The following is a 26,427-nucleotide window of genomic DNA, read 5'->3' as shown; positions in this document are numbered from 1 at the left end:
TCCTTGTTCCTAATGTCGTGGGATCAGCGCAGCGGGCGCACGACCTGGCCTTCGCTCAAGAAGGCGGCTCCAGCGGATACGATCTCTTCACCAGCCCCTAGTCCGGAGCTGACGGGAATGTAGTCGCCCATAATGGTGCCGACTTCCACACCTCGCTTGGCGACAGCGCCGCTTTTGTCATCAAAGATCCAGACGAAGGACTTGCCATCACCATCAATCGCGACTGATCCTGTTGGGATCAGGAACATTTCTCCGAGCTCCAGTCCTTCCGGCAGAAATTTGACCCGAACCGAAGCCGTCATACCCGGGAACAGCTGGTCGGCATCTTTACGCGGCATGGCCAGCGTGACCCGGTATGTTTGGGTAACATCATCCACTTGCGACGAATGCTCCCGATATATCAGAGGAAACCAGACATCCTTGTATGCTGGGAACCTGGCTTCCATAGAAACGACTTCCGTTTCCGTGACCCGGCCAAACAGAGCCTCAGCAACGTTGATATCCACCTGAACTTCAGAGATGTCATGCAACCGCACCACAGGCGTTCCAACGCTCACTGTAGTGAAATTGTCGATCAGGCGCAGCGATACGATGCCATCAAAAGGTGCACGCAAATCGGTGTATTCCAGATCCTGCTTGGCTTCCTTCAAGCGCTCAACCGCTAGATCGTATTTGTCTTTCTGGGCGTCGAAAGCCGAAACAGAGATGACAGACCGGTCGCGCAGCGTTTCCAGCCGGTCCAGTTCCCGCTTGGCCTGCTCAACATTGATGGTCGCCTCACGCAGAGCCCGGTCATAATCGGCCGTTTCCAGTTTACCAATCAGATCGCCCTTGGAGACCTGCTGGCTCTCCAAAACCGGCAACTCTACCAGTCGGCCCTTGACCTGGAATGACAAATCCACGGTCTGAACAGCAGCGACACGGCCGGCAAAACGCCGCTCGATCAGACCAATCTGATCCGTGACTGTGAACAATTTCGCCGGGCGTGGTGCGGCGTGCAATTTCGCTTCCGCCTCAGCAATTGGGTCCACCACATCTTCCTGACACGCGCCTAAAAACGCCGCCGATAGCACAATAACCGCCGCCTTGGCAGCCGGCGCCCTCAACAATGCCAACATTGATATCCGTCCTATTTGTTCAATTCTGCCAGCCGGGCGCGTAATTCGCTGAATACCGCGGCACGATCGTCGTCTGTCAAAGTGGAAACGCAATGCGCTTCAGAAAAATGCAGCCCTTCAAGGCTTGTCCATATTGCGAAAGCTGCGCCAAGATCCCCGGTCTCTTCCAAAATCGCAGCGCGCAATCGAAGCTTCACATCAATGAAGGGCTGTCTTAAGTCTGGTTTGTCGGCCGTCGCCGGTAATATAGCACGAGCCACGTCCCTTTGCTGACGGAGCCAGCCTTCCGTAACATCGACCATTGCCGCCAGAGTTGGCGATTTGGACGCCCTGTTCACGTCTCGCGCAGTTGCGATTTCCGCTTCGAACTTACCGGCTAGAAATTCCACCATCCCCCGGATAAGCGCGTCTTTGGTTGGGAAATTATAAAGCAAGCCTCCCTTGGAAAAGCCCGCTTCTTCGGCGACAGCTTCAAGCGTCAGAGCAGCCGTCCCGGACTGGGAGACAACTTCCAGCGCAGCCTGCAGGATCTGGCCCTTGGTATCCTTGGTGTTTTTTGACATGGCTCACAATTTCCAAACCGTCCAGCCGGTACAGTAAGTCTTCATATAAACCGTCCAGCCGGTACAGTAAAGATGAGGCATTTCTCCAATGCATCATTTGGTCTTTGTCGAGCAACCAGAAGTGCCTGCAACCTGTCGAAAGGCCGTTGCGACATACCGTTGGCCGATTGCCTTTCCCGAAACGCCACCTGCGATGGCGGGTAATTCCCTGCCGATCTGTTTCCTTTTGCCAGGCGCCTCATGCTAACCTTACGGAAGAGAGGCTCCATGAATTTTCTGTTCTCAATTTGCCTGACCATAAATCTGTTGCTCAGCGTTCCGATTGCTATGGCTGACACCTTTCGTGTCGCTTCTCCACATCTGGAAGGGCTTGTGAGCAAAGACGGCCGGTCCGGAATGCTAGCCGTCGCCGTCACCGAGATATTCGAACGCACTGGGCATTCAGTCGAAATTTCCGTGGTCCCCAGCAGACGGGTTCCCGTCCTGCTCAAAACAGGCAAGGTTGATTTTGGAATGCCTATTCTCGAGATAGAAATGTCTGATTATGAGACGTTCTCGACCGAAAGGTCCCTGCCCATGATATTCCGCCGGGATTTCGTGTTTGTCCGAAAAGGAAATGCAATCCCAAAGACCGCAAAAGACCTGCGCGAAAAAACCCTTGCAGCAACATTGGGCTACGGCCTGGACCCGGCGATCCTGCAAGATCCGGACATAAAGATCAGCTACACGGACTCGGATTTATCTGCGGTTCAGATGGTCGATCTTGGACATGCAGACGCTTATATCTCCGATGAGTTCGTCGTCCTTCAGGCCATGAAGAAAGCCGGGATCGAAACTCTGATCCACAATCCCGAACGGCCAATGTTTGTTTATGGAGCAGCTCTCGTTGCAGCAACACCAAAGGCCTTCAAAATCTTGCCTGACCTAAACGGTACAATCCGGGGAATGTGGTCAAACGGAATGATGCAAACACTCTTGCCGTTTAATAACATTGACGACTTCCGAACTTATGTGAGTCAGCTGTCCTTGGCTCCTAACTAAGTTTTTCCAATAGCCGCCCATTCCAGCTTGGTCGCATGGGTGCACAAAGAGGCATAGTTCGAGACTGCACCGGCCAACAATCGTTGCTGAGGAAACCGCATTACCGCTTTTGGGGACGCGCTAAGCAGCAGCTTCCGACATGGCAGCTTCCGCAGCAGCCTGTTCCGCAGCCGCTGCTTCTGCGGCGATCCGCGCCCGCTCACGGGCTTCATCTTCGATCCGCTCGGCAAACTCGATAAACTCTTTAGCAGGCATTGGCTGCGCAAAATAATAGCCTTGGGCCGCAGTCACACCAAGTTCCATCAAGCGGTCAATCTGTTCCTCTTCCTCAACGCCCTCAGCGATAATGCCCATGCCAAGGTTGTCGGCCAGCTCGACCATAGAATCGACGATGGTGGTCGAATTGTCATCGGAGCTGATGCTGTCGATAAACATCTTGTCGATTTTGATGATATCGACACCGAGTTTCTGCAGATAGGCCATGCCGCCATGGCCGGTTCCAACGTCATCGAGTGCGACACGAACACCAAGAGCTTGCATTTCCGCCATTATCTTGCGGGCAAGGTCCATGTCTTCGAGTGGATAGCGCTCCGTAACCTCAACCACGATTTGCTGATAAGAGATCTCGGAGTTTTCAAAGATCGACTTAATGTCCGCAACAATTTCGCGATCAAGGAAATGACCCGCAAACAGGTTTATCGACAGTTTGAAGTCCGGGTTTTCACCGTAGAGTTTGCCGACTTCTTCGCTCGACACCCGCATCATGTGTCGGGTCATGTCAAAGATATGCCCATTGGCTTCCGCGTAGGCCATGAATTGTCCCGGTGAGACGATCACGCCATTCGGCCGACGCCAGCGCATCAACACTTCGCACCCACGCACCCGCTTGGTTTCGATATCCATAACAGGTTGATAATAAGGAATGAACTCGCCATTGCGGATCGCAGCAACAAATTCGTCGTTTGCTTCGCTTTCCGGCCGCCAAGAATACCAGACACCGATGGCAACAAACAAAAGCGCAATTCCTGCACATGCAGCCGCTGCAATCACTTTGAGTTGCTGAACCACTTGAATTGCAGCAGATACCGGTGCCTGGACCATAGCAATCAATGGATAAAGCTCTGATGGCACATCCACGCTAAGCATGTTGCTCGGATTAGACTCTTCAGAAGTATAGCCTCCGATGCTGTACCACAGCAGATTGTCTCCAAGCCGGAGTTCAGTCCGGCGATAGGAGCGCAAATACTCCGGCCCAGGATCCATAGCGATCACCGAGGGCGTAACTTCCGCAAATAACCGGGTCTCATTCTTCAGATCCCAGCTGACGACCGCGGCACGTGCACCCAGGTATTTGCGCTCCAACATGCCAATACCAACCAAAGGACCGTCGGTTCGCAACGGCGGCAATACCACCTCAGCTGTCAGTTCCCGGTCTGGAATGATGCACATACGCTGGCCCGAGGCATCGACCAGGCCGATGGCATCGATCATCCCGTATTCGATAATCAGCTGTTCATAGATCGCCCGGTCTTCCGCCGCACATGTCTGCACATTATCCCGGTCAAGGCGCTGCAGCAGTGACACCGTTGTGGTGATCGCTTCTTCAGCCCTGTGGACCGATACCTGTCCCATCGACTGCATTTCGTCAAGTGCGCGGCTCTCAGCATACTGGTTCAGGATAATGTTGATAACAAACAAAGGCGTGGTCGCCAGAACAAGGGCAACCAGAACCGTTTTTGCAAATCCGAAATAGCGAAAGGGCAACGCACAGACCTATCGTGAACACTGTCCTGCCAACCATGACGTGAAATGGGTAAACAAGCGCTGAATATGTGATGAATTCTTAATCCTGAAAGCCGAATTTTAAGATACACAGCAAGGCTCTGGCATCTGTTTGGTGAATTCAAATTGACAATCTGAAATCCATTTTCTGTACCATTCGAAACAGGGCAACCCAGCGCCTATTCTAAACAACGGATTACGAATGAAATTGAGGATAATGGATCGTAGTGTGACATCCGTCACAATCTTGCCTCAACAACTGGGTGACAAGACTTTTCACATGAGGCATCAGACCTTGATCGCCTCAGACACCGGTCGCAAATAATAGGCATCTAATTGGCGTGGCTGGTATAAACTATGGCCTACTTTGGCATCGGCCTCTGACACTGCTTGGTGGAGTATTCAAAAATGTTTGCCCAAAAATCCCGGATTAGCCTTGGCCTTTCAACCGCGATCGGCCTTTTTCTCGCTCAAGCAGGCCCGGTTCTGGCGTTTGATGCCACCGGTGTACCGGTTGCAGATGCCTTTCTGAAACTGCTCGACTCTGAAGAAGGGGATGTCGAGAGCTACGGCGCGGTCGCCGAAAACGGCGGTGTGATCACCATATCCGACCTCGTGCTCAAGAGTGATGGTGATGACGACGAAAAAGTCACCGTTGCAACAGCGACATTGAGCGATGGCATGGTGCTTGATAATGGCCGGTTGAAACTCGGCGGATTGCAGCTGGACAATCTAGAGCTGGTCGCAGACGATGGCGGCATGACAATGGCCACCATGTCGGCCACTGACGTCGTCCTGCCCGCGCCAGAAGAAATCAAGGACGGCACTCCGAACGTCGACCCGAGCTACAAGACCGTCGAAGCCTCCACGATTCAGATCAATGACGAGAATGGCAAAATTGCCAATATCGACAAGATCACGTCTACCATCGACAGCATGGACGGGGATCAACCGACCAGCGGCCGTTTCGCGGTAACCGGTATCGTTATTGATGTGAAGCAAATCCAGGCTGACGAAGCCAAGACCCTTCAGGAGCTTGGGTATGAGACCCTTTCCATGAATGTCTCAGGCTCCGGCAAGTGGGATCCGGATGCGGCGACCATCAACATTCCGGACCTGAAGATCGATGGCCAAAACGCTGCTGCCTTGTCTTTGTCCGTATCGCTTGGCGGTGTCACCCGGGAGGTCATCGAGAAGCTGAATACGTCTTCCGACAATCCGGATGAATCCATGGCTCTCATGCAGAACATTTCCGTATCCAACGTTAAGATCCGGCTGGACGATGCCTCGCTCACAGGGCGGATCCTGGATCAAGAAGCCAAGAAGGCTGGCATTGAAACACCGCAATATGTCGCCGGACTGACGGGCTCGCTCCCGCTGATGCTCGGCATGCTGCAGAATAAGGAATTGGAAGGCCAAGTGGCCGCAGCCATCACCCAATATCTGAACGATCCAGGCTCTCTGGAAATCAGCGCCTCCCCAGACAGCCCCGTACCTTTTGCTCAGGTTATGGGCGCGGCCATGATGGCACCGCAAATGATCCCGCAACTGCTCGGGGTATCGATCCAGGCAAACCAATAAGCAGCGACCTAAGTGATCTCGAGAACCTGATCTGCTTCGGATACTACTGCAGCTTACAGAACAACAAAAAAGGGCTGGCCACATTGGCCAGCCCTTTTTTGTTTCGGAGATATCAAGCGTCCAAATGCCTGCTTGGCACCCTTTTTCGCCATTGCCCGAGCGACATCTGACCGAGTGATCATAGGCGCTGCTGCATTTCTCGACCCGGTCATTGAATTCTCAGACACGGCAATCTTTGCCATGGGAGTGGTCAATATCGTCGAGCTCTATGTCTTGATGCCGGTGGTTAAGCGGGAGCTGGAAACCTACATGAGCCGTTCGAAGAGCGCCTAATTTCAATCAGCCAACTGAACTAGAACAGTCGACCCAGGCACAGCTCCTTTGTCCATGATTCGTGTGAATTAGTTCTGAAACACAAAGGTCTACGCTTCAGCGAACGCGCTTGAGCAAGCCGCCTATTCCGCAGCTTCCGTCTTGTCCTGAAACTGCAGATCGCACAGACGGCGGTAGATGCCGTCGTGATCATAGAGCTTGTCATGTGTCCCGCTCTCAACAACCTTGCCCTGGTCCATAACGTGGATTTGGTGGGCGTGGCGCACCGTCGACAGCCGGTGGGCAATCACCAGAGTGGTCCGGCCTTCCATTAAAGTGTCCAGAGCAGATTGGATCTTGGCTTCGGATTCCGCATCAAGCGCGGAAGTCGCCTCGTCGAGGAGAAGGATCGGCGCGTCGCGCAACATCGCCCGGGCAATGGCGATCCTCTGACGCTGGCCGCCTGAGAGATTGCTGCCCCCCTCCCCGGCACTGGTTTCATAACCATCCGGCAGCTCTGTAATAAACTCATGAGCGTTGGCCGCTTTTGCCGCCGTCTCAATCTGCGCCTGTGTTGCGCCTGGAACCCCGACAGCAATGTTATCGCGCAGGCTCATGTTGAAGAGATAGGCTTCCTGGCCGACATAGGCGATGCTGCCCCTCAAGGAGGCGATCTGAACATCCTGTACGGACTGGCCATCCACGCGAATATCGCCGCCTTGCGGGTCATAAAACCGCTCGATCAGCGAAAAGACCGTCGACTTGCCCGCGCCAGACGCGCCAACCAGTGCGGTCATCTTGCCCGGCTCAGCGGTGAAGGATGCCCCATTCAGTGCCGTGCCCTCGCCATATGAAAACCTGACATCTTGAAAAACAATTTCTCCATCGCTGACCGCCAGATGTTTGGCGTCCGGCTTGCTGGTCAAATCCGGTGTTTCATCGAGCAACTCATACATCAGCTTGAGGCCGACCATCTCGCGGCCAAGATTGACATTCAGCCGCGCCAGCCGGCGGGCCGGATCATAGGCCAGCAGCAGCGCGGTGATGAAGGAGAAAAGCGCTCCTGGATCCTGGCCCAGCTCCACCACGGAATAACCGCCATAGAAAATCACACCGGCGATGGCGAAACCGCCGAGGGTGTCCATCATCGGCGAGGTTCGGGCGCTGAGCGCGGCAATCTTGTTGGCCTGGGCCTGTACGTCCTCAACAGAATAGCCCATACGTCCGCGCATGGCCTCTTCCATACCAAACGCCTTGACCACCCGAACACCCAGCACCGTCTCCTGCAGGGCTGCCGTGATTTTCGCGGTGGAGACCACCTGGCGGTTCATGTGTTTTTTCACCCGCCGGATCAATACGGCAACACCGATGACGGCGGGCGGCATGATGACAAACGCGAAGAAACTCAGAAGTGGATTTTGAACGACCATCACGATCACAAGACCGATCAGCGTCAAAAGATCACGCCCCAAGGAGACGACCACCATGTCCATCGTCATGCGCGCGGAGGTGACACCCTGTGTGACGATAACATTGATTTCTGCCAGCGACTTGCGATCGAAGTAAGCCTGATCCTGCTTCAGGATGTGGTCGAACAGCCGCTTCTGCAGGCTGGCAATGATCCCATTGCCGACCCGGGCCAAAACGACAAGCTGACCGTAGGTGGCAACGCCTTTGACTGCAAAGATCACCATCACGACGCTGGCGATCACATAGACCATCTGCTTGTCGCGTTCGACAAAGACCTCGTTGACCACATCGCGCATGATCCAGGCACTGGCCGCGGTTGTGGCCGCCACCAGGCCCATGAACAGAAAAGCCAGCGCGTATTGCGGAACATAGGTCTTCAGGTTCTCCCCGAAGAGGCGCCGGATGAGAGGCACCGTTCCATCCGGGTCAGTCCCAGCGTTCAATTTTTTAAAATTGAGCACGCAAACTCGCCTTTCTTAAACGCCGCCAGAAACTATTCCCGTAAAAGCGCCACCACCTTGTCCGCCGTGTTTAGCGCGATTCGATAAGTCAGTGAGGACTGACGGACCGGAAGACAGCACCAATATGACAGAGGCCAGCAAAGCCGGCCTCTTTTGCTCCGGCAGACCGGAGCCTTTTATCAGAAATCTCCGAACAACCGGAATTCTTACTCTTCCGGAAGGTTCAGCCGCAAATGCAGTTCACGTAGCTGAGCCGTTTCCGCTTCATTCGGCGCGCCCATCATCAGGTCTTCCGCCTTCTGGTTCATCGGGAACAGCATGACTTCGCGAATGTTGGCTTCATCGGCCAAGAGCATCACCATCCGGTCGATCCCGGCTGCACAGCCACCGTGTGGCGGGGCGCCATACTGGAATGCGTTGACCATGCCGCCAAAGCGCTTGTTGACCTCTTCCGGCGGATAACCGGCGATTTCAAAGGCCTTGTACATGATTTCCGGCTTGTGGTTCCGGATCGCCCCGGATACCAGCTCGTGACCGTTGCAGGAGAGATCGTACTGCCAGCCGAGGACTTCAAGCGGGTCGCCTTCTAGGGCTTCCATTCCGCCCTGTGGCATGGAGAACGGGTTGTGCTCGAAATCGATCTCGCCGGTTTCTTCGTCCTGCTCGTAGATCGGGAAATCGACGATCCAGGCAAATTCGAACCGGTCCATGTCAGTGTGGCCGAGCTCCTCACCGATGATGACACGCGCCTTGGCGGCAACAGCCTGGAACTGCTTCGGTTTGCCGCCCAGGAAGAAAGCGGCGTCGCCGACGTCAAGACCAAGCTGCTGGCGGATCGCTTCTGTGCGCTCCGGACCAATGTTCTTGGCTAGCGGGCCAGCGGCTTCCATGCCGCTGCCGTCCTGCGCTTCGCGCCAGAAGATGTAGCCCATGCCCGGCAGGCCTTCGCCTTGCGCGAACTTGTTCATGCGGTCGCAGAACTTGCGGCTGCCGCCTTTCGGCGCCGGAATCGCGCGGATTTCCGTGCCCGGCTGCTCCAGAAGGTTGGCAAAGATCGCAAACCCGGAACCAGCAAAATGTTCAGACACTATCTGCATCTTGATCGGGTTACGAAGGTCCGGCTTGTCGGTGCCGTACCACAGCGCAGAATCTTTATAAGAAATCTGCGGCCAGTTGCGGTTCACAGGACGGCCGTTGCCGAACCGCTCAAAACAGCCCGCCATCACCGGCTCGATTGTGTCGAAGACTTCTTGCTGGGTGACGAAGGACATCTCCATGTCCAGCTGATAGAAGTCGGTCGGTGACCGGTCAGCGCGCGGGTCTTCATCGCGGAAGCACGGTGCGATCTGGAAGTATTTGTCAAAGCCGGAGACCATCAGCAGCTGCTTGAACTGCTGCGGTGCCTGCGGCAGCGCATAAAATTTCCCAGGATGCAGACGGGACGGCACCAGGAAGTCACGTGCGCCTTCCGGAGACGAGGCGGTGATGATCGGAGTTTGGAATTCGTTGAAGCCGATGTCCCACATGCGGTCGCGCAGATCGCGCACCACATTGGAGCGCAGGATCATGTTGTTGTGCAGCTTTTCGCGGCGCAAATCCAGGAAGCGATACTTCAGGCGCACCTCTTCCGGGTACTCCTGCTCACCGAAGACCGGCAGCGGCAGTTCCTTGGCAGATCCAAGGATTTCCATGTCGCGGATGAAGACTTCAATCTCGCCTGTCGGCAGATCCGGATTGATGGTCTCATCGGTCCGCTTCTTCACGGTCGCATCGATGCGGATACACCATTCGGAGCGCACGGTTTCAGCCAGGCCAAATGCTGAAGAATCCGGATCGACCACACACTGTGTCATGCCGTAGTGGTCGCGCAGATCGATGAACAGCACCCCGCCATGATCTCGGACCCGGTGGACCCAGCCGGAAAGACGGATGGTCTGGCCTTCATCGGACAGACGCAGATCACCGCAAGTATGGCTACGGTAGGGATGCATTCTCGTTCCTCGTTTCTTAACTTCAGAGTGCTGCGCGTCTGATAACGCATCCAAGGCGTCACGGCACAGAAAATCATTACGGCCCGCAGAACGCAGGCCGTGCGCGCTGCACAAGCCATGAAGGGCGGCAAAAGTCAAGGGACGGCTGGCATGCACCGGAGAGAGACGCGTTTTATCTAACGGGAGTCCACAACAGACATTTGTTTTGCCTGAGCCCAATGCGTGATACCATCACTGGCAGATTTAAAAGTTACTCGATTTTGTTGCATCCACCTGCTTTTGGGCACTCCCTATGAATAAGGGAACTACACTATGAGTTTTGTTAGAACGATCCTTGCTCGCATTTTATTGATCTGTTGCGGAGTTGCAGCTGTTTCGTATCAGCCTGGGTATGCTCAATCGCTTTCTTTGGACAGTATTCCAGGTTTTCGAGAAACCGCGCCTCTTCTTCAGTCACCCATCATAGATCACGGCCTGTTTGACGCTGAGAAGTTCAATCGCATTCTTGAACTCAGCGAAACAGCACCGAGCCCGGTTTGCTGCCAGTTAGATGACGGGCTGCCATACTACAATTTCAAATCTGCGAACGAATGCGCAAGCCACCTCATTGTGAGCGACGAGCTTTGTAGAGCGAAGCCTTTCGATTGTTGTTGTCTGGATGATGACGGGCCGGGGACAGAAGGAACCTGGGGGCCTAAATCAAATTGTTCCCGGGCGTTGTGCAATGTGAATGTGCTCGTTGACGCCGAAGCCGGCATCTGCCGCGTCCCCTTGCCCGAGGAACGCCAACCCCGGTTGCAACCTTCATCTTTCACGATTGGCCTTGCCCAGCGCCTCGAGAAGCTTGGCCAAAAGCTCGCACCGGGTCTCGGGTCATCCGGGCAGGCGTTATGCGATGCCTCCAAACTGAAACCCGGCGAACCCTGCTTTGATGTTACACAATGCACCCTTGCCGCAAGCGGATTTGTTGAATGCCGGCAATGTGCAACAAAGGGCGGACAGACCTGCGGCGACTGGAGCTGCTCCAAGAAACCAGATGGCACCAAGGGACTGTGTGCCCGCGCCTGCATGCCCGCTCCCCGTGTGTGCCGAAAAGCGCCGTCTCCGGTCAAATACCGCAACTCTGCTAGCTGCCATTTCAAGGCTGAAAACCAAACGGATGCGTCGGCCAAAAAATTCTACGATCTCAGCAACGGCAATAGGGACGCGCACAACAAGTTGGTCCGCGTGATGAACGCCGTGTCGGCATACACCAAATACATCGATGGCCAGGAGGCTTTTCTGATCGCAGCCATCAACGCCGGAACACGGCCAAACCAATGTCCGGACAAGTTTGATGACGGCAAAGGCGGCACAATCACCAAGCATGTCGATTGCGACAAACTGAAAAACAGCAAATGCCTGTTTGACGATGCATACATTTTCTCACAGGCCGCCTTTTCCATCAAAGACGCCACGATGAAGAAACACGTTCAGGACTTCCTTGAAGGCGTCATGGTCTACATTAACATCAACCTGATCACCGACCTTGGCGACCTGACCAACAATCCTCAGGCTGGAAAACAGGAAATCAAAAAACGCAAGGACGCGTTCAATGCGCTGCTCAACCATGTCAACAACGTCATGCGCCCGTACGCGCAATCTAACCCGTAAGGAATGTCGGTCCGACGTTGTTGGCTAAACATAGAAGCGGATCATCTCTGCTTTCCAGAAGAGAGCACAATAACGATTGGGTATGTAAAAACAGATGTCTTGGCGACCTGCCCTACCGGGTCATGTCTTCAGTGTTTTCTGCCGTCTTAAGCTCTGGCAGATCGGCATGGGGTCCGAGAATGTCCCGCAAGCGTCCGGACTTATGAACCGCAGCAATACGCTTGTTGATTTCTGAGATAAACGTCCGGCCCACTGCTGTGTCGTGGCAGATGAATGTAACCGGAAAGCGCAGATTCTTGATGGTGATCGGGCTGACATGCAAGGCATCCGGTTTGCCAAGATGGTCAAGCGCCAGAGCTGTGTCCGGATGATGCCCAAGGAAGGCATCAAGCCGGCCAAGCTCAAGCATCGCTATCAACTGTTTCTCCGACGGGATCGCGACAAACTGGTCCGAATTGGGCAGGCTCTGGATGGCACCGGATCCACTGATGAACCCAACCCGGCGGGGATCGAAGTCCGTCACTGATGCAAATGAGGTTGAAGATCTCGCTGTGTAGAGCCGCAAAGACACAATATCGACGGTCTCGGACACCAACAATTTGTAGGCATTTTGGTCAATCCGGAGCGCCAAAATGTTCGTTGGAAACAAACAAGCATCAGGATTGGGCAGAAACAGAGCTTTGCCGCGAGCCAGCGGAACGGCTTGGCGGAAAACCGCCCTGTCATCGTCGCCGATCAGCTCCTCAAGAAGCCGGTCATACTGCTGGCCGCTGGTTTCGGTCAGTCTGTGCGGCAAATAATTTAGGTAGAGCGTCGTTTGATCGAATTGACCTGCCTTTGCACTCAAAGAAAAGACGATGCAGGCAGCAATGCATACACTCAAGAACGCAGGAAATGTGAGCTTGCCAAATACCATGGCGAGAGTTTGGCGCCCATTGGAAAGCCTGACAAGATACGATGGAACCAGTTTCGCCTGCATTTGAACCAAAAAATTTGCAACGGGGTAACTCGAGGGCATTAGAAGCTAAACGACATGGTCTTTGGGGATAGAGTTTGTAAAGTTTCAATTTAGCCACACTGTCCGGCTATCCACTGTTTCATGACGTGAGGTAATCACTGCGAGCGGGGTCTCATTGGTGCAGCCTTTCATAAATGTCCGGGTTTTCTGATGCGTTGTCTCTTCGCAATTGCGATCCTGATCCTTGCTATGAGCCCGCGCGCGCTCCTGGCGACCCCGTCGCTCGTGGTCGATCTTGATACCGGTGCAGTGCTTCATTCTGAGGATGCAGGACACCGCTGGTATCCAGCCTCAACCACCAAACTTATGACCGCGTTGGTGACGTTTGAAGCGCTCGCAAACAACGAAATTGATCTCAAAACTCCCGTGATTTTATCGCATCAGGCCATGCGGCAGAGATGGGTGAAAACCAGCCTCAAAGTCGGAAGCGCTATGAGCTTGGAAGATGCGCTTTACGCAGTTCTTGTCAGCTCAGCAAACAACGTCGCCGTGGCGTTGGCTGAAACGGTTGCCGGATCGGAGGACGCTTTTGTCGCACGGATGAATGCGGCAGCTGAACGCCTCGGGTTGACCGCCAGCCATTTCACCAATCCGAACGGCTTATTCGACCGCAAACAAACTGTATCGGCCCGCGACCTCGCTTTGCTTTCCATCGAGCTCTACCAGAAATATCCGCAGTATCACGCGATCTACACAACGGCGGCGGTCCAGATCGATGGCCAGGATCTGAAGTCCTACAACAATCTTTTGACCCGATTTCCAGGTACGTTGGGCCTGAAAACCGGTTTCGTCTGCCCTGCAGGGCGCAACATCGCGGCCGTAGCAGAAAGAGACGGGCGACGGATACTAACTGTTGTTCTGGGCGCCACCACGGGACGGGAACGCTCTGAGCGAACAGCGAAGCTCTTCACCGAGGCCTTTGACGGCACCTTGGTGTCCAAAGGTACAGTCTTAAAGGATCTTGCCAACACTCCAGATACCCCGCCGGAAGACATGCGCCTGCGCCTGTGCAGTGATCAGACCGCGGTCTATGAAGCCAAGCAAGACAAGCTCTATCCGTGGGGACTGCCTGGAAAGAAAAGCTATCTGGCCGATCCGGTTCCTGCCCGGCGCCACACCATCAAGACATGGTTTGTGCCCCAACCGGAGTTCGTACCGAAGCCCAGAGCAAAGCCCGACCGCATGCTTGTCACCAGCGCCTGGAGTAAAGTCAGCCCACCGCCTAAGCCGAACCTGAAGCTCAACTGAGCGGGTTTGTAAGAAATCAAGAATCCGGTTGATCCAAACGCTCTGTCAGGTAATCACGCGACCAATCTTCCAGTTGATCCAGGATCGGCTTCAAGCGTTCCCCATGAGAGCTGAGGCTGTATTCAACTTTCGGCGGCACTTGCGCATAGACTTTGCGAACAATTATGCCGTGCTCTTCCAATTCCCGAAGTTGTTTGGTCAACATCCGCTGAGAGATATCTGGCACTATCCTGTGCAGCTCATTGAAACGCATGGTTTTCCGGCAGATACACCAGAGGATCATACCCTTCCACTTGCCACCGATAATGCCAAGCGCCGTCTCAGTTGGGCAGAACATTGGGTCATGCGGGTCCGCCACCGGGCTCTCCATTAGTTACCTTTTTGTATGTATATGCCAAAATGTTGCGTACTTGGCAATTTGACATGTGCTCAATAAATCTCGGTCACCCACAACAAGGAACTGACCGATGACCGACCCAAAACCTGTCTTGACGCCCTGCACCATTGGCACACATGCCTTCCAGAACCGCCTGGTGCTTGCGCCGATGTCTCGTGCAAGTGCACTTGACGATGGAACGCCGACCCAAACCATGGCCGAATATTACGCTGAGTTTGCGAAAGGCGGTTATGGCCTGCTGATCACTGAAGGCGTTTTCGTCGATGATCTTTGTTCGCAGTGTTATTCGAACCAGCCAGGCCTAACCACCCCATTGCATGAAGCAGGCTGGAAGACGGTCCTGGACGCAGTTCGTCGAGAGGATGGAAAGATCATCCTACAGCTGATCCATGCAGGTGCGGTCTCCCAACATGTGCCAAAAGCGTTCGCGCCCTCGCCTGTCCGCCCCAAGGGCGAAATGCTGCAAGGCTATGGCTACAGACAAGGAGCGTACGAGGTACCGGGTGAACTAACACTCAAAGACATAGAGGACATCGAAACAGCCTTTGTCGAAACAGCCCGGGCGGCCGACCGGCTCGGATTTGATGGCGTCGAAATCCACTGCGCCAACGGATATCTTTTGGATCAGTTTTTGACACCGGAAACCAATCTCCGCGCTGATCCCTATGGCGGATCGCTGACCAACAGGCTTCGGATCACAACAAACATCATTGAAAGAGCTCAAACGGCCACATCAAAGCCATTTCTTGTCGGTGTCCGCCTGTCTCAAGCCAAAGCGACAGATCAGGACTATTTTTGGGAAAACGGCCTAGACGATGCCCGCGAGATTTTCACAGGTGTTGCCAAGGCGGGGGCGGATTACATCCATCTTGCCAGCGAAAAAAACGGATACGCTTATCACAGTTCAACAAGAGACGGAGACAATCTGACGGCCTTTGCCAAGACAATCACGGGGCTGCCGGTGATCGCGAACGGCGGTCTACAAGATATGAATTTGGCGAACGAAATCATTTCAAACGAACAGGCAGATTTCATCTCAATCGGCAAAGCTGCCTTGCTAAATCCGGACCTGCCGAAAAGACTTCAGGCGAATTTGCCGATCAGAGACTTCACCTTCGAAATGTTCCAATACGGGGTAACGATCGAAGCTCAACAGCGCTGGGAAATGGAAAAGGCAGCTTAAGACATCAAGCACTCTCGTCGATGACTGGCTCACCAGTCATCGCACTTCACCTCTTGCCTTCCAAACTGACAGACACGTTCAATTTGTTGCCGTCCAGGTCACGGGCATAGGCACCAAAATAGTCCGGATGATAATCGCGCGGTCCTGGAGCGCCTTCGTCTGTCCCTCCGCATCTGAGGGCTGTTTCATGAAACGCCTGCACACCGTCCTTATCGGGTGCATAAAACATAAATTGCGTCCCGTTGCCGAAGGTTGCTTCTTGCCCATTGTATGGCGTTACGACAAAAACCGTTACGCGGCCATCCGGGCCAGCATAGCCTCTTTCGTGGGTTTCAAAAAACACGGGTTTCATTCCGATCGTTGCCAAGACAGCATCGTAAAATACACTGGCAGCAGTCATATCGTTGGTTCCAATACAAACACCTGACAGCATATTCTGATCCCTACGGTTTCCATCGTTGCGCTGATGGGTTCAGGTAACGCTCTTTACAGACATTAGCCTTTTAGACAAGTTCCCTAATGGGAAAGCGGGATTGATGCGCGATGGTGTTTCCTGCCAAATTAGATACACCAGCCCAAACAGGACGGACCTCACATGAAAGACATTGTCATTACCAGTGCCGCGCGCACAGCGGTCGGAAGCTTCGGTGGCGCCTTGAAAGACCTGGCCCCTGTGGATCTCGGTACCACGATAGCCAAAGCAGCGATTGAACGCGCCGGAATTCAGGCAGATCAGGTGGAGCAGGCCTTCTTCGGCAATGTCATCCACACCGAGCCGCGCGACATGTACATCTCCCGTGTTGCCTCCCGTCAGGCGGGCGTGCCGGATCATGCGCCGGCGCTCACCATGAACCGCCTATGCGGCTCTGGACTTCAGGCCATTGTCTCGGCCGTTCAAGCCATTTCCATGGGCGATGGCGATGTCACCCTTGCTGGCGGTGCTGAAAGCATGAGCCGGTCCGGTTACTTGATGCCAGCCGCGCGCTGGGGGCAAAAGATGGGCGATACAGTCGCTCACGACATGATGACCGGCGCCCTGCACGATCCCTTCGGCATTGGCCACATGGGCATTACCGCTGAGAATGTGGCAGAACAGAACGACATTTCCCGCGAGCGCCAGGATGAATTCGCTCTTGAAAGCCACCGCCGCGCCAGCGCAGCAATCAACGCCGGTCACTTCAAGGACCAGATCATCCCGCTGACCGTCGGCCGCAGAGGCAAGGAAAAGGTCTTTGATACCGATGAACACGTCCGGCACGATGCCAAGATCGAAGACATGGCCAAATTGCGGGCCGTTTTCAAAAAAGACGGCCGGGTGACCGCCGGTAACGCGTCAGGGCTGAATGACGGGGCTGCGGCGATCACGCTGATGACCAGCGAAAAAGCCTCAGAACTTGGCGCCAAACCGCTTGCCAAAATCCGCGCTTATGGCGTTGCTGGGGTTGATCCAGCAGTGATGGGGATCGGACCTGCTCCAGCTATGCAGATCGCGATGAAACGCGCTGGGATTACAGCAAATGATCTGGATGTGGTTGAATCCAACGAAGCTTTTGCTGCCCAGGCCTGTGCCGTCAATGATCTGCTCGGCTTGCCCGGTGAAAAGGTCAACCCGAATGGTGGTGCCATAGCCCTTGGCCATCCGATCGGAGCGACCGGCGCTATCATCATGACCAAGCTGCTGTATGAATTACAGCGGACCGGTGGATCGCTGGGTGCAGCCACCATGTGCATCGGCGGCGGTCAGGGTATTGCGATTATCGTTGAAAACGCGGCCTAATTCGCAACTAAAAGAATGGGCGGCCTCTTATTGAGGCCGCCCATTCTGTTTTTGAGTAGATTATTTTTGAGCCCTTACAAGCCGAAGTTATCGAGCATCAGCCAACCGGTGATCAAAAAACCAACGGCCGACAAAACCCCGACGATCACCCTTTGACGAGAAAGTTGAAAACACAAAAACCCAAATGCCGCTGCCGCGAGGCGGAGCCAAATGGGCGTTTCTGCAAGAATGCCTTGCGGAAACAGGATCAGCTTGGAAATAACGCCCGCGACCAAAGCGGTCGCGACACAGCGCACCCAAATAAACAGCTCGCTGTCTTCGCGCAACTTGCCGCCGGCAAAGACACCGAGCCAGCGCCAGACATCCGTTGCCAGCCACCCGGCCACCAAGATCATAACGAAGGGCCACCACCAGGCGTTTGCCATCACGTCATTCATGACAGCCCCCGCCTCATTACCCGTGTCACCAGATAGGCCAAGGTGCCGCCGACAAGTCCGGTCCAAAGAAGATCAAGACCAGGTGCGCTGAGGAAAAACACAGGTCCCAGGATCAAGCCAGCGACCATCGCCGCCTTGTCGGCATTCATCCGCGCCGCCCCCCAGAGCGAACACAAGAAATAGACTGGCGTGACTAGAACCAGCGATCCGGCAGCCATCGGCGGCATCTGATCGACCAGCATGTAGGCAATACCGGTCATGGTGAAAACAAAGCCAGTCACACACCCGCCAAAACCGACAAAAAACGGCAGCCGGCCTTCCTTGGGCAAATCCGGCAAGTTTTTCATGGCAAAGACCCAAGCGGTCACCGCCACGAAGTGTGAGGCAATCAGTAGGTGCCACGTTTTTGTCTTTCCCGGCACTTTGAGAAAAGGCATCAGAGCCATTGTCATTGGCATCAAGCGGACCGACGCCAATGCGACAGCAACAGCGGCGGGGATCAATCCCATTCCGGAAGACAAAGCCCCGGTCAAAACCACGATCGACGGCAGCGCCCAAACGGCTCCGGTCATCAAAAGCGTTTCGGCAAGGCTCAGACCGGTTTCCCGCGCCATGCCGGCAAAACCGACAAAGGCCGATGTCAGGATCAACGCTGGAATGGAGATCGAAGCCCGGGCACCGCGCAGCATCCAGCCGCCACCGGAAACCGGCGGTTCCAAAGGTATCTGCGGGTGATCTTGCCCTTCAGAAACGGTCATGACTCACTGCTGGAATGTTTCAGTTAGTAAGGTGTCCTTATCTTTATCCAAAAAACCTGTCCAGCCCACACCCCTGCTTGGGTGTTCTTTTGTTTCGACGAATACCGGCCGGCAACGTGTTCTGCAAAGACCACTTTGCCGGCCGTTCGAAGAAACTAAACCGCCCGGGTTAGGCCACCATCGATACGGATGTTCTGACCGGTGACATAGGCTGCTGCATCGCTGGCGAGATATGAAATCAGCGCCGACACTTCGTCCGCCTTTCCATAGCGGCCCATCGGGATACGCTCGCGGCGGTCTTCCTTTTCCGGCAGGCTGTCGATAAAGCCGGGCAACACGTTGTTCATGCGCACGTTGCTTGCTGCGAACTTATCGGAAAAGAGTTTGGTGAACGCAGCCAACCCCGCCCGGAACACACCTGATGTCGGGAACATTGGATCCGGTTCAAAGACAGCGAAGGTGGAGATATTTATGACGGTCCCTCCCCCCTGTTTTGCCATGATAGGAGCCACCAGCCGGCTCGGGCGGATGACATTCATCAGGTAATAGTCCATGCCCAGATGCCAATCGTCATCTGAGATCTCTAAGATATCGCCTTTAGGACCATGCCCGGCTGAATTGACGAGAACATCAATCCGTCCATAAGTGTCCATGACCTTGTCAACAAAGGCCTTCAAGTCGGCCTCGACCAGATTGGACCCGGTAAAGCCGATACCACCCAGCTCTTCAGCTAGTTTTTCGCCTTTCCCAGACGACGATAAGATCGCAACCTTGAAACCGTCGGCCGCCAATTTCCGCGCCGCATCTGCTCCCATGCCGGACCCGCCGGCAGTTATCAGGGCTATCTTGTGATCGCTCATATCTTCTTCCCGTGAATTGGTGTCGCGGTCAAAGTAATTGCCTGCGCCTGACTTGACCAATCATGTCTCATCGCGCAAGGCTGCAGAAAAACTACAGGCTCAAAGAGTTCCAGATGCCCCGACTTAATCTCAACCGGCTGGTCATGTTCGATGCCGCCGCCCGGCATCTCAATTTCCGCATGGCTGCTTGTGAGTTGAACCTGACGCAAGGCGCCGTGGCGCAGCAGGTCCGGGCTTTGGAGGAAGAGCTCGGATTAAAACTCTTCGACCGCAAGGCCCGCGGTCTAGACCTCACCCAGGCCGGACGCACCTATCACACCCGGATCCAGCCCGCGCTGGCGATCATTGATGAGGCGACCGATGCATTGTCTCCGTCCAGCACCCGGATCACCCTGAGTCTGCCCCCATCCCTTGCGTCCAAATGGTTCGTTTCAAAACTGGCGGATTTTAGAGATCGCCATACGGACATCGAATTGGTCACCACAGCCAGCGAGCAACTGTCAGACTTTAAGACGGACGGCATCGACATTGCCATCCGCCACGGCAAGCCGCCGTTTCCCGGCAACGTGAAACACGATCACCTGTCCGATCTTCAACTGTGTGCGGTGTGCGCTCCAGATTATGCGAACCCAATCCAGCTCTCAGATTTTCCTAATGACTTGACCGGTTGCACACTTATTGGCGATGGCCACAAGTACTGGGAGAAAATGCGCGACAACGGGAGACTTGGTAAGTCAGCCAAGATCGCCAGTTTCAGTCACACAGCTCTTGCTATCGAAGCGGCCTTGGCCGGACAAGGGATCGCACTGGTGCCTGACATCATGCTGGACCGGGAATTGGCGGATGGTCGACTGGTGGTCGTCTGGCTAGATCCAATCCCTCAAGACACCGGTTATTACATTGTCTATCCAGCGGCGACGAAAACCAGGTCCACGGCCCGAGACACGGTGCTGTCATGGTTGAAACAGCAAAAACCGGCCCGATAAACCCAAAAAAGCTTAGCTCAAAAAAAGTCCTGCCTCCTCAAGCCGGAGCTGTAATTTGCCCTGCGGACCACTTCATCAGCGACCAGTTGCGCGGCCGGCGTCAGTTTCTGGCCGGTCCGGGTGAGCAGCGAATAAGTATTCAGGTGCACCTTCAGATCCGTTTCCAAAATCTTGATCGGCCCGTCCGCCCCCTCTTTTTCACCGGCAAAACTGTCTGCAACCGATTTAGCAATTGGAGCCAAAGCATTTGAACTCTGCACCATGATCAGCGTGAACAAAAACGAGGACACGGTAACAGACCCTGTAGGCGGAGTTAGTCCATGTTCACGAAATGCATCTTCCAAGGAAGCACGCAACGGCGCGCCCTCAGGCGGCAGCAACCAATCCTGCTTCAAGAGGGCCTGGAGCGCCGCGTCTCTAGCATTTTCAAAATCCGGATGGCCGGACCGCGCAATGATGCAGGCCGGTTCCCGGCCGATTGGCTGTTCATCAAACGTCGCTGAAGCCAGCGTCGCCGGCAAACGGCTCAGCGCAAAATCTAAACTGCCTGCCGCCAGCATTCCAGCCAAGTTGGTGCTGGGACCGACTTCAACAAAGATGGAGATATCCGGATACCTGTCCCGGATTGAATTAAGCGCTGGGATGACATGTTCAACAGCGGGCCCAGTAACCGACCCGATCCGGACATGCCCGCTAACGCCCCTCTTTTGCTGATCGATCGCCAATCCAGTATCGGACACTTCCTGCAAGATCCGAATACAGCGGTCTGCCAAAAAAGTACCAATTTCCGTTAGCTCAACTCCGCGTCCGGTTCGGACACAAACTTCAGCGTCGACAATGTCCTCTATTTCCGCAATGAGCCGTGATGCCGCCGGTTGGGCGATTCCCAAAGATGAGGCGGCAGACGTGACTTTCTTCTGGCGGCCCAGCTCCACCAAGAGCCGCATGTGAGGGAATTTCAGCCCTTTCTGGATAAGATCGAGTGCCATTACAACCACTTATCTAATTATATCGATTATGTTATATCTAGATAACACAACATAATTTGACCGCCATATATTTTTAGCTAAACCTTCAGCAAGAAACCGGCATCGCGGCACGCTGCAAATCACGCTGAATAAGCTGGAAAAATAAAAGACCTACTGTCTGAGCCATCCACTGAAGGTGGCCAGGCAAGACTGAACGCAACGGACATATGTGCAGTGGCCGTTGCAGCGTCCGGGCTTGCAAGACAATGCAAGCGGAACGCCGGAGACCGGAGAAAGGCGATAATGCCAACCGGTCCGGTAACCCATCGGCCCTATGGCCCGGCGAACGGCAAAGCCGCGCCGGGCATAATTTTTTTCAAAAGCTTCCCTATGGCGGGTTTCCGTACCAGCTCAACCTTATTACTCAGCACTCAACAAGGTCAGCATCCGCAGCAATTCAACGCCTCCGCTGCGATCACGCCCGACACCCCGCATCACTCCCTGGCAAACTTCCCTAGAGTAGCCCCAATTATTTCGCGCGCGCCAGTAACTTAGACATAATATTTTACATGATAGGATTCAACAAATCGGCCAATTATACTTATCTTGAACAGGCCGTTTCATTTGATCGGAATGACACGGGAAACAGACAACCCTACAAAGACATGCGTCACATATCAGAACTATCTCATCCCGGCTACATCAACCAAGTGCAAGGCTCCTGACACCAAAAATGCCGCTATAACAATCATGTATTTCCTCAATACAGGAACATGTTTCGATGCTGAACGATGAAGAAAACTTACAAGAAATTGAAAGTTTCGATTTTTTGGACTTGGCATCGCCCCCGCTCTTCAATGACTTGACCGAAACACTCGCGGCATTGTTGGACGTTGAGTTTGCATTCATTTTTTTACAGAGCAACAATCAGCGAAAGCTCCTTTCAAGTTTTGGCGCTAGTCACCAATTCGCTCAACAAGAAGACACCATCTGTTCTCATATCATTTCGACGGGAACTCCACTCGCTATTTCCGATGCGCTTGCAGACGCGAGGTTTTCTGCAAGTTCGAGCGTCTGTGCCGAACCATATCTAAGGTTTTTTGCAGGAGCTCCGCTGATAACCAGCAATAGCAACGTAATCGGCACCGTAGCCGTCGCCAGCCGGCAGCCCCGTCAACACACCCAGCCTGAATTGAATAGCCTCAAAGCGATGGCGCGTCTGGTTATCCGTCAATTGGAACATCTTCGCGAGCGGCATCTACGTGACCGAGGACTGATCCGATTGTCCGCGCTTATTGACGATATTACCAATGTAATGACCGAAGGTCTGGCTGTCTTTGACGAAGACGACAGGCTGGTTTTCTTCAATCACCGGTACAAGGAATTTTATGACAAAACTGGGAAAAACATCCGGATAGGCCGGAAGTTCGAAGACATTCTCACCGATGGTCTGCGTAGCGGTGAATACACTTCAGGTGTTGGCCGCGAAAAAGAATGGTTGCGAGAGCGTCTGGACCTGCACAAGACACCACCTCATCACCCTTTTGAACAACAGTTGAGCTCTGGTGAATGGTTGCTCGTTTCCGAAAAACGCCTTCCCAATGGCGGGATCATCGGAGTTCGGACCGACATTACGTCGCTGAAGGAAAAAGAGGCCGGCATTCGGGACAGTGAGCAGAAATTCAAGGACTACACTGCGACTGCCTCTGACTGGATCTGGGAAACCGATGAACACAATCGAATGAAGTTCCTTGGCGGAAATCACCACCTATCTGGAATAGAAAAAAAAGCGGTGCTTGGCAAAACGCGGAATAGCGTGGCTGTCGAAGATGTAACATCTGCCAAATGGAGGGAACTGGACGAAAAAATCGCCAATCATCAGACTTTCCGGGACTTCAGCTATAGGATCGCCGGCCGCAACAATCAGCAACTGGTCGTGTCTATCTCAGGGGTACCTGTTTATGACGAAACAGGAGATTTCAAGGGGTATCGCGGCACTGGGCGGAACATAACCGAACAAGTGCTTTCCAACGAGCGCCTGCAGGCCGCCGAAACGAGAATGCGCGCCGTCTTCCAGAGCGCCCTTCTTGGAATGGTCCTGATTGATACCAACGGGATCATCCTCGAATTCAACCGGGAAGCGGAACGAATGTTCCAGTACCGGTCGGATGAGGTTATTGGTCAAAATGTCTCTCTGCTCATGCCCCCATTCCACGCAGAACAGCATGACACGTATATCGCCAACTACCTTAGGACCGAAACGGCTCAAATTATTGGTCAACCCCGAAGACTGACTGGCAAGAGAAAGGACGGTACTCTATTCCCGATAACCTTAGGGGTCGGTAAAATTGAATTGTCCGACTCCATTCAATTTATCGGATCAGTGACCGATTTAACTGAACAAGAGCAACTTGAAAATCAGCTGCAACGGGCACAAAAACTCGAAGCCATAGGCCAGTTAACAGGCGGAATCGCGCACGATTTCAACAATATTCTCGGTATCGTTAAGGGAAACCTCGAACTCGGATTACGCCGCGCCGAAGACGGATCAAAGATCGCTGGCTATTTTCAAAAAGCAAACCGGGCGACCGAGCGGGCCACCAAGATCACACAGCAACTGCTCTCCTTCTCCCGTCAAAAGGAATACTATTCTGATAACCTTTCCTGTGACCTGAACCATGCGCTGTCAGACGTGGAAGCACTCCTGCAAGGCTCGATCACAAAGGGTGTCCAGTTGCATATAAAGGTCCATGACAAACCTTTGATCGCACATGTCGATATGGGTGATCTCCAGGATGTGATCATTAATCTCGCGGTCAATGCCCGGGATGCCATGCACAACAAGGGCATTTTGAAGATCGAACTCTCCGAAATTAGTGTTTCGAACCGGCCGCCTCCAAGCCTGAAGGGACTGTCTAGCGGCCAATACGGGGTCGTGTCAGTTGCCGATTGCGGACCTGGAATTCCCGAAGAAATCCGTAGTCGGATCTTTGAACCCTTTTTTACTACGAAACCGAAAGGGCATGGCACGGGCCTTGGCCTGGCGATGGTCTACGGATTTGCCAAACGGTGCCGCGGTGAAATCAAAGTATCCTCAGAGGCTGGTGTCGGAACAATTTTTCAGATTTTCATCCCCTTACTCGACGCTGATAAAGAGACAATTGAATCAATTAATACAAATAATTACCCCCCACCGCGCGGTAAGGAAAAAATACTCATTGTTGACGACGAACCGGATCTCGCAACCTACGCACAGGTCACGCTGGAAGACCTCGGCTATCGCGCTTCAACATGTTCCTCACCTGCGGCAGCGCTGGAATTTCTTCGCACCAACGCGGATGTTGACCTTGTGCTTTCAGACGTGGTGATGCCCGGCCCGGTCAACGGCTTTGAGCTAATTGCAAAAGTCCAGAAATCCTATCCGGAAATCAAGCATTTGCTGACATCCGGGTTTCCCGATGAAGTTCTCCAGGGCCGCGGAGATAGCCACTCAAAACTGCTGATCAAACCATACGACCGGCAGTCCCTCGCCGCAGCTGTCCGAACAACCCTGGATGAAGGGTCCCGTCAATGAAGATTTTTGTATACGATGATGAAGCCGACTTCGCCGAGTTTGTTGAAGAGGCGGTTGCGGACTTCGGTCATGAAGCGGTCATTGCCACCAATGCTGACGAATTTGCGGATAGGTTTTCCGCGGAAACAGACCTGATATTCCTGGACCTGTTCATGCCGGACGTGAATGGCATCGAGTGTATTCGGTTTCTCGCAAAAACGGGTAACAATGCGCGTTTGGTGCTCATGAGCGGTCAAGATCCGGCGATCTTAAGCGCCGCACAGGAAGGCGCTCGCGCAAGTGGTCTCACTGTTCTTGAAACATTGCAGAAACCCATCTCGCTAAACACCATAGAAGCGGTATTAAAGAAGGCCGAAGCGGAATTCGAAACCGCAAAAACGAATGAAACGCCCGCTCCGGCATCAGACCAAACCTATTCTGCCGAAAACATAAGGACGGGACTTGCAGATAATCAGTTCTTTCTCGTCTATCAGCCACAATTTCGACTGACCGACACCACAGTGACAGGTTGTGAAGCATTGATACGCTGGCAACACCCCCAAGACGGACTGGTCTCCCCCTCCGCCTTCATCCCGGCAGCTGAAGCTTCACGCGACACCATGGCTGTTTTGACGGATTTTGTCACTGAGACGGCATGTAAGGACCTCGTGACGTTTTCAACGATCACACCCGGCCTCACCGTTTCACTAAACATTTCTGCATCGACATTCGACGATGTACAACTGCCCGAAAAATTTCTTGAAACAACCCGGGCCTACGGCCTGGACACAAATCAAATTGTTTTGGAAGTCACTGAAACTGCAGCATCTCTCGATATTGGAAACGCCATAGATATTTTAACCCGTTTAAGGATGTCCGGGTTTGGTGTCTCAATTGATGACTTTGGAACCGGTTATTCGTCGATGGAACAGATTGTCCAAGTCCCTTTTACAGAGCTCAAAGTTGACCGACGCTTTGTAAAGGATCTTCTAACCAGCAAAAAGTGTCGAGCGATCTGTGAAATCAGTTGCCAGCTGGCGCAGAAAACAAACATGGTTCCGGTCGCCGAAGGCGTGGAGGATGCCGAGACAGCGCAAGAGTTGCATCGCATTGGGTTCGTGCTGGCCCAAGGCTATCACTTCGCTAAACCTATGACTGCCGCTGACCTTGGGAATTGGTTAGCCGGGACCCAAGGATCCCATGCGAGTCTTGCTGCTTCCTAAATGTGACACTCCAGATCAGCAACTTTTACGGCTCGCTGCCCCCTTCG

The 26,427-nt window shown here is 53.8% G+C and carries 22 protein-coding genes and 1 pseudogene; 11 read left to right on the top strand and 12 right to left on the bottom strand.

The genetic code is table 11. The features are described from left to right. Positions 1–23 precede the first annotated feature (23 nt). Together FJ695_RS15685 and FJ695_RS15680 are read right to left on the bottom strand one after the other, a co-directional pair. Positions 24–1,118, bottom strand: a complete 1,095-nt coding sequence (locus tag FJ695_RS15685) for an efflux RND transporter periplasmic adaptor subunit (protein ID WP_168206381.1) — start codon at positions 1,116–1,118, stop codon at positions 24–26. 11 nt (positions 1,119–1,129) lie between these two features. Continuing rightward, entirely contained in the window at positions 1,130–1,681 is a 552-nt protein-coding gene (locus FJ695_RS15680; protein ID WP_141186320.1) for a TetR/AcrR family transcriptional regulator, read from the bottom strand. A gap of 267 nt (positions 1,682–1,948) precedes the next feature. Here FJ695_RS15680 and FJ695_RS15675 point away from each other — a divergent pair, with 267 nt between their 5' ends. Continuing rightward, positions 1,949–2,722, top strand: a complete 774-nt coding sequence (locus FJ695_RS15675) for an ABC transporter substrate-binding protein (RefSeq protein WP_168206380.1) — start codon at positions 1,949–1,951, stop codon at positions 2,720–2,722. Between the two features lie 120 nt (positions 2,723–2,842). On the opposite strand, the gene FJ695_RS15670 is transcribed toward FJ695_RS15675, so the two are convergent. Beyond that, positions 2,843–4,486 carry an EAL domain-containing protein gene (locus tag FJ695_RS15670; protein ID WP_141186318.1) on the bottom strand — a complete coding sequence of 548 codons (1,644 nt, stop codon included), beginning with the start codon at positions 4,484–4,486 and terminating at the stop codon, positions 2,843–2,845. A gap of 426 nt (positions 4,487–4,912) precedes the next feature. Between FJ695_RS15670 and FJ695_RS15665 the strand changes: the two genes are divergently transcribed. After that, positions 4,913–6,085 carry a hypothetical protein gene (locus FJ695_RS15665; RefSeq protein ID WP_141186317.1) on the top strand — a complete coding sequence of 391 codons (1,173 nt, stop codon included), beginning with the start codon at positions 4,913–4,915 and terminating at the stop codon, positions 6,083–6,085. Between the two features lie 132 nt (positions 6,086–6,217). Continuing rightward, the gene (locus FJ695_RS15660; protein ID WP_247653655.1) at positions 6,218–6,418 is read left to right on the top strand and encodes an alanine:cation symporter family protein; all 201 of its coding nucleotides are present in this window, start codon (positions 6,218–6,220) and stop codon (positions 6,416–6,418) included. A gap of 122 nt (positions 6,419–6,540) precedes the next feature. Here the strand turns inward: FJ695_RS15660 and FJ695_RS15655 are convergent, their stop codons facing one another. Both FJ695_RS15655 and aspS read right to left on the bottom strand, forming a co-directional pair. After that, complete coding sequence (locus FJ695_RS15655; RefSeq protein ID WP_247653653.1) at positions 6,541–8,328, bottom strand: ABC transporter ATP-binding protein; 1,788 nt, start codon at positions 8,326–8,328, stop codon at positions 6,541–6,543. A gap of 206 nt (positions 8,329–8,534) precedes the next feature. Beyond that, on the bottom strand, positions 8,535–10,319 hold the full coding sequence (aspS, locus tag FJ695_RS15650; protein ID WP_141186315.1) for an aspartate--tRNA ligase: 1,785 nt from the start codon (positions 10,317–10,319) through the stop codon (positions 8,535–8,537). A gap of 726 nt (positions 10,320–11,045) precedes the next feature. On the opposite strand from aspS, the gene FJ695_RS15645 reads away from it, so the two are divergent. Then, the gene (locus FJ695_RS15645; protein WP_141186314.1) at positions 11,046–11,972 is read left to right on the top strand and encodes a hypothetical protein; all 927 of its coding nucleotides are present in this window, start codon (positions 11,046–11,048) and stop codon (positions 11,970–11,972) included. A gap of 112 nt (positions 11,973–12,084) precedes the next feature. Here FJ695_RS15645 and FJ695_RS15640 read toward each other — a convergent pair whose 3' ends face one another. Continuing rightward, positions 12,085–12,951, bottom strand: coding sequence for a transporter substrate-binding domain-containing protein (locus FJ695_RS15640; RefSeq protein ID WP_168206379.1), 867 nt, complete (start codon positions 12,949–12,951; stop codon positions 12,085–12,087). 189 nt (positions 12,952–13,140) lie between these two features. On the opposite strand from FJ695_RS15640, the gene FJ695_RS15635 reads away from it, so the two are divergent. Next, a complete protein-coding gene (locus FJ695_RS15635; RefSeq protein WP_141186312.1) occupies positions 13,141–14,238 on the top strand; it encodes a D-alanyl-D-alanine carboxypeptidase family protein in 1,098 nt (365 codons plus the stop codon). Between the two features lie 16 nt (positions 14,239–14,254). On the opposite strand, the gene FJ695_RS15630 is transcribed toward FJ695_RS15635, so the two are convergent. Then, a complete protein-coding gene (locus tag FJ695_RS15630) occupies positions 14,255–14,575 on the bottom strand; it encodes a helix-turn-helix domain-containing protein (RefSeq protein ID WP_247653868.1) in 321 nt (106 codons plus the stop codon). 130 nt (positions 14,576–14,705) lie between these two features. Here FJ695_RS15630 and FJ695_RS15625 point away from each other — a divergent pair, with 130 nt between their 5' ends. Continuing rightward, entirely contained in the window at positions 14,706–15,818 is a 1,113-nt protein-coding gene (locus tag FJ695_RS15625; protein WP_141186310.1) for a tRNA-dihydrouridine synthase, read from the top strand. Positions 15,819–15,864: 46 nt separating this feature from the next. Here FJ695_RS15625 and FJ695_RS15620 read toward each other — a convergent pair whose 3' ends face one another. After that, a complete protein-coding gene (locus tag FJ695_RS15620; RefSeq protein WP_247653651.1) occupies positions 15,865–16,218 on the bottom strand; it encodes a VOC family protein in 354 nt (117 codons plus the stop codon). A 195-nt stretch (positions 16,219–16,413) separates the two neighbouring features. On the opposite strand from FJ695_RS15620, the gene bktB reads away from it, so the two are divergent. After that, complete coding sequence (bktB, locus tag FJ695_RS15615; RefSeq protein ID WP_141186308.1) at positions 16,414–17,595, top strand: beta-ketothiolase BktB; 1,182 nt, start codon at positions 16,414–16,416, stop codon at positions 17,593–17,595. Positions 17,596–17,669: 74 nt separating this feature from the next. Here the strand turns inward: bktB and FJ695_RS15610 are convergent, their stop codons facing one another. The 3 genes from FJ695_RS15610 to FJ695_RS15600 all read right to left on the bottom strand — a co-directional run bounded on the left by FJ695_RS15610 (position 17,670) and on the right by FJ695_RS15600 (position 19,650). Next, positions 17,670–18,032 carry an AzlD domain-containing protein gene (locus tag FJ695_RS15610; RefSeq protein WP_168206378.1) on the bottom strand — a complete coding sequence of 121 codons (363 nt, stop codon included), beginning with the start codon at positions 18,030–18,032 and terminating at the stop codon, positions 17,670–17,672. Beyond that, positions 18,029–18,790 (bottom strand): AzlC family ABC transporter permease, encoded by a 762-nt coding sequence (locus FJ695_RS15605; RefSeq protein WP_141186307.1) that lies wholly within the window; start codon positions 18,788–18,790, stop codon positions 18,029–18,031. Before FJ695_RS15605 ends, FJ695_RS15610 begins: the two co-directional genes overlap by 4 nt. A gap of 155 nt (positions 18,791–18,945) precedes the next feature. Continuing rightward, a complete protein-coding gene (locus FJ695_RS15600) occupies positions 18,946–19,650 on the bottom strand; it encodes an SDR family oxidoreductase (protein ID WP_141186306.1) in 705 nt (234 codons plus the stop codon). A 113-nt stretch (positions 19,651–19,763) separates the two neighbouring features. On the opposite strand from FJ695_RS15600, the gene FJ695_RS15595 reads away from it, so the two are divergent. Beyond that, on the top strand, positions 19,764–20,636 hold the full coding sequence (locus tag FJ695_RS15595; protein WP_141186305.1) for a LysR substrate-binding domain-containing protein: 873 nt from the start codon (positions 19,764–19,766) through the stop codon (positions 20,634–20,636). A gap of 17 nt (positions 20,637–20,653) precedes the next feature. Here FJ695_RS15595 and FJ695_RS15590 read toward each other — a convergent pair whose 3' ends face one another. After that, positions 20,654–21,625 carry a LysR family transcriptional regulator gene (locus FJ695_RS15590; protein ID WP_141186304.1) on the bottom strand — a complete coding sequence of 324 codons (972 nt, stop codon included), beginning with the start codon at positions 21,623–21,625 and terminating at the stop codon, positions 20,654–20,656. A 760-nt stretch (positions 21,626–22,385) separates the two neighbouring features. Between FJ695_RS15590 and FJ695_RS28490 the strand changes: the two are divergent. From FJ695_RS28490 to FJ695_RS15580, 3 genes and pseudogenes are all read left to right on the top strand, one after another. Beyond that, positions 22,386–22,817, top strand: a pseudogene (locus FJ695_RS28490) (GAF domain-containing protein); the annotation flags it as partial. Between the two features lie 69 nt (positions 22,818–22,886). Continuing rightward, entirely contained in the window at positions 22,887–25,178 is a 2,292-nt protein-coding gene (locus FJ695_RS15585; protein WP_247653649.1) for a PAS domain S-box protein, read from the top strand. Beyond that, positions 25,175–26,380, top strand: coding sequence for an EAL domain-containing protein (locus FJ695_RS15580; RefSeq protein ID WP_141186302.1), 1,206 nt, complete (start codon positions 25,175–25,177; stop codon positions 26,378–26,380). Before FJ695_RS15585 ends, FJ695_RS15580 begins: the two co-directional genes overlap by 4 nt. Positions 26,381–26,427 lie beyond the last annotated feature (47 nt).

Origin of the sequence: Labrenzia sp. PHM005 (assembly GCF_006517275.1) — a bacterium.
Classification (GTDB): Bacteria; Pseudomonadota; Alphaproteobacteria; order Rhizobiales; family Stappiaceae; genus Roseibium.
This window is presented reverse-complemented; position numbering and strand designations above follow the sequence as displayed.

What these genes read in the sequence shown, in the direction of transcription:
- FJ695_RS15580 (WP_141186302.1), top strand. Translation starts at nt 25,175, where the DNA reads ATGAAGATTTTTGTATACGATGATGAAGCCGACTTCGCCGAGTTTGTT.
- FJ695_RS15590 (WP_141186304.1), bottom strand. Translation starts at nt 21,625, where the DNA reads ATGGCACTCGATCTTATCCAGAAAGGGCTGAAATTCCCTCACATGCGG.
- FJ695_RS15605 (WP_141186307.1), bottom strand. Translation starts at nt 18,790, where the DNA reads ATGACCGTTTCTGAAGGGCAAGATCACCCGCAGATACCTTTGGAACCG.
- FJ695_RS15600 (WP_141186306.1), bottom strand. Translation starts at nt 19,650, where the DNA reads ATGAGCGATCACAAGATAGCCCTGATAACTGCCGGCGGGTCCGGCATG.
- FJ695_RS15625 (WP_141186310.1), top strand. Translation starts at nt 14,706, where the DNA reads ATGACCGACCCAAAACCTGTCTTGACGCCCTGCACCATTGGCACACAT.
- FJ695_RS15595 (WP_141186305.1), top strand. Translation starts at nt 19,764, where the DNA reads ATGCCCCGACTTAATCTCAACCGGCTGGTCATGTTCGATGCCGCCGCC.
- FJ695_RS15610 (WP_168206378.1), bottom strand. Translation starts at nt 18,032, where the DNA reads ATGAATGACGTGATGGCAAACGCCTGGTGGTGGCCCTTCGTTATGATC.
- FJ695_RS15675 (WP_168206380.1), top strand. Translation starts at nt 1,949, where the DNA reads ATGAATTTTCTGTTCTCAATTTGCCTGACCATAAATCTGTTGCTCAGC.
- FJ695_RS15630 (WP_247653868.1), bottom strand. Translation starts at nt 14,575, where the DNA reads ATGTTCTGCCCAACTGAGACGGCGCTTGGCATTATCGGTGGCAAGTGG.
- FJ695_RS15620 (WP_247653651.1), bottom strand. Translation starts at nt 16,218, where the DNA reads ATGACTGCTGCCAGTGTATTTTACGATGCTGTCTTGGCAACGATCGGA.
- aspS (WP_141186315.1), bottom strand. Translation starts at nt 10,319, where the DNA reads ATGCATCCCTACCGTAGCCATACTTGCGGTGATCTGCGTCTGTCCGAT.
- FJ695_RS15685 (WP_168206381.1), bottom strand. Translation starts at nt 1,118, where the DNA reads ATGTTGGCATTGTTGAGGGCGCCGGCTGCCAAGGCGGCGGTTATTGTG.
- FJ695_RS15680 (WP_141186320.1), bottom strand. Translation starts at nt 1,681, where the DNA reads ATGTCAAAAAACACCAAGGATACCAAGGGCCAGATCCTGCAGGCTGCG.
- bktB (WP_141186308.1), top strand. Translation starts at nt 16,414, where the DNA reads ATGAAAGACATTGTCATTACCAGTGCCGCGCGCACAGCGGTCGGAAGC.
- FJ695_RS15635 (WP_141186312.1), top strand. Translation starts at nt 13,141, where the DNA reads ATGCGTTGTCTCTTCGCAATTGCGATCCTGATCCTTGCTATGAGCCCG.
- FJ695_RS15665 (WP_141186317.1), top strand. Translation starts at nt 4,913, where the DNA reads ATGTTTGCCCAAAAATCCCGGATTAGCCTTGGCCTTTCAACCGCGATC.
- FJ695_RS15640 (WP_168206379.1), bottom strand. Translation starts at nt 12,951, where the DNA reads ATGCAGGCGAAACTGGTTCCATCGTATCTTGTCAGGCTTTCCAATGGG.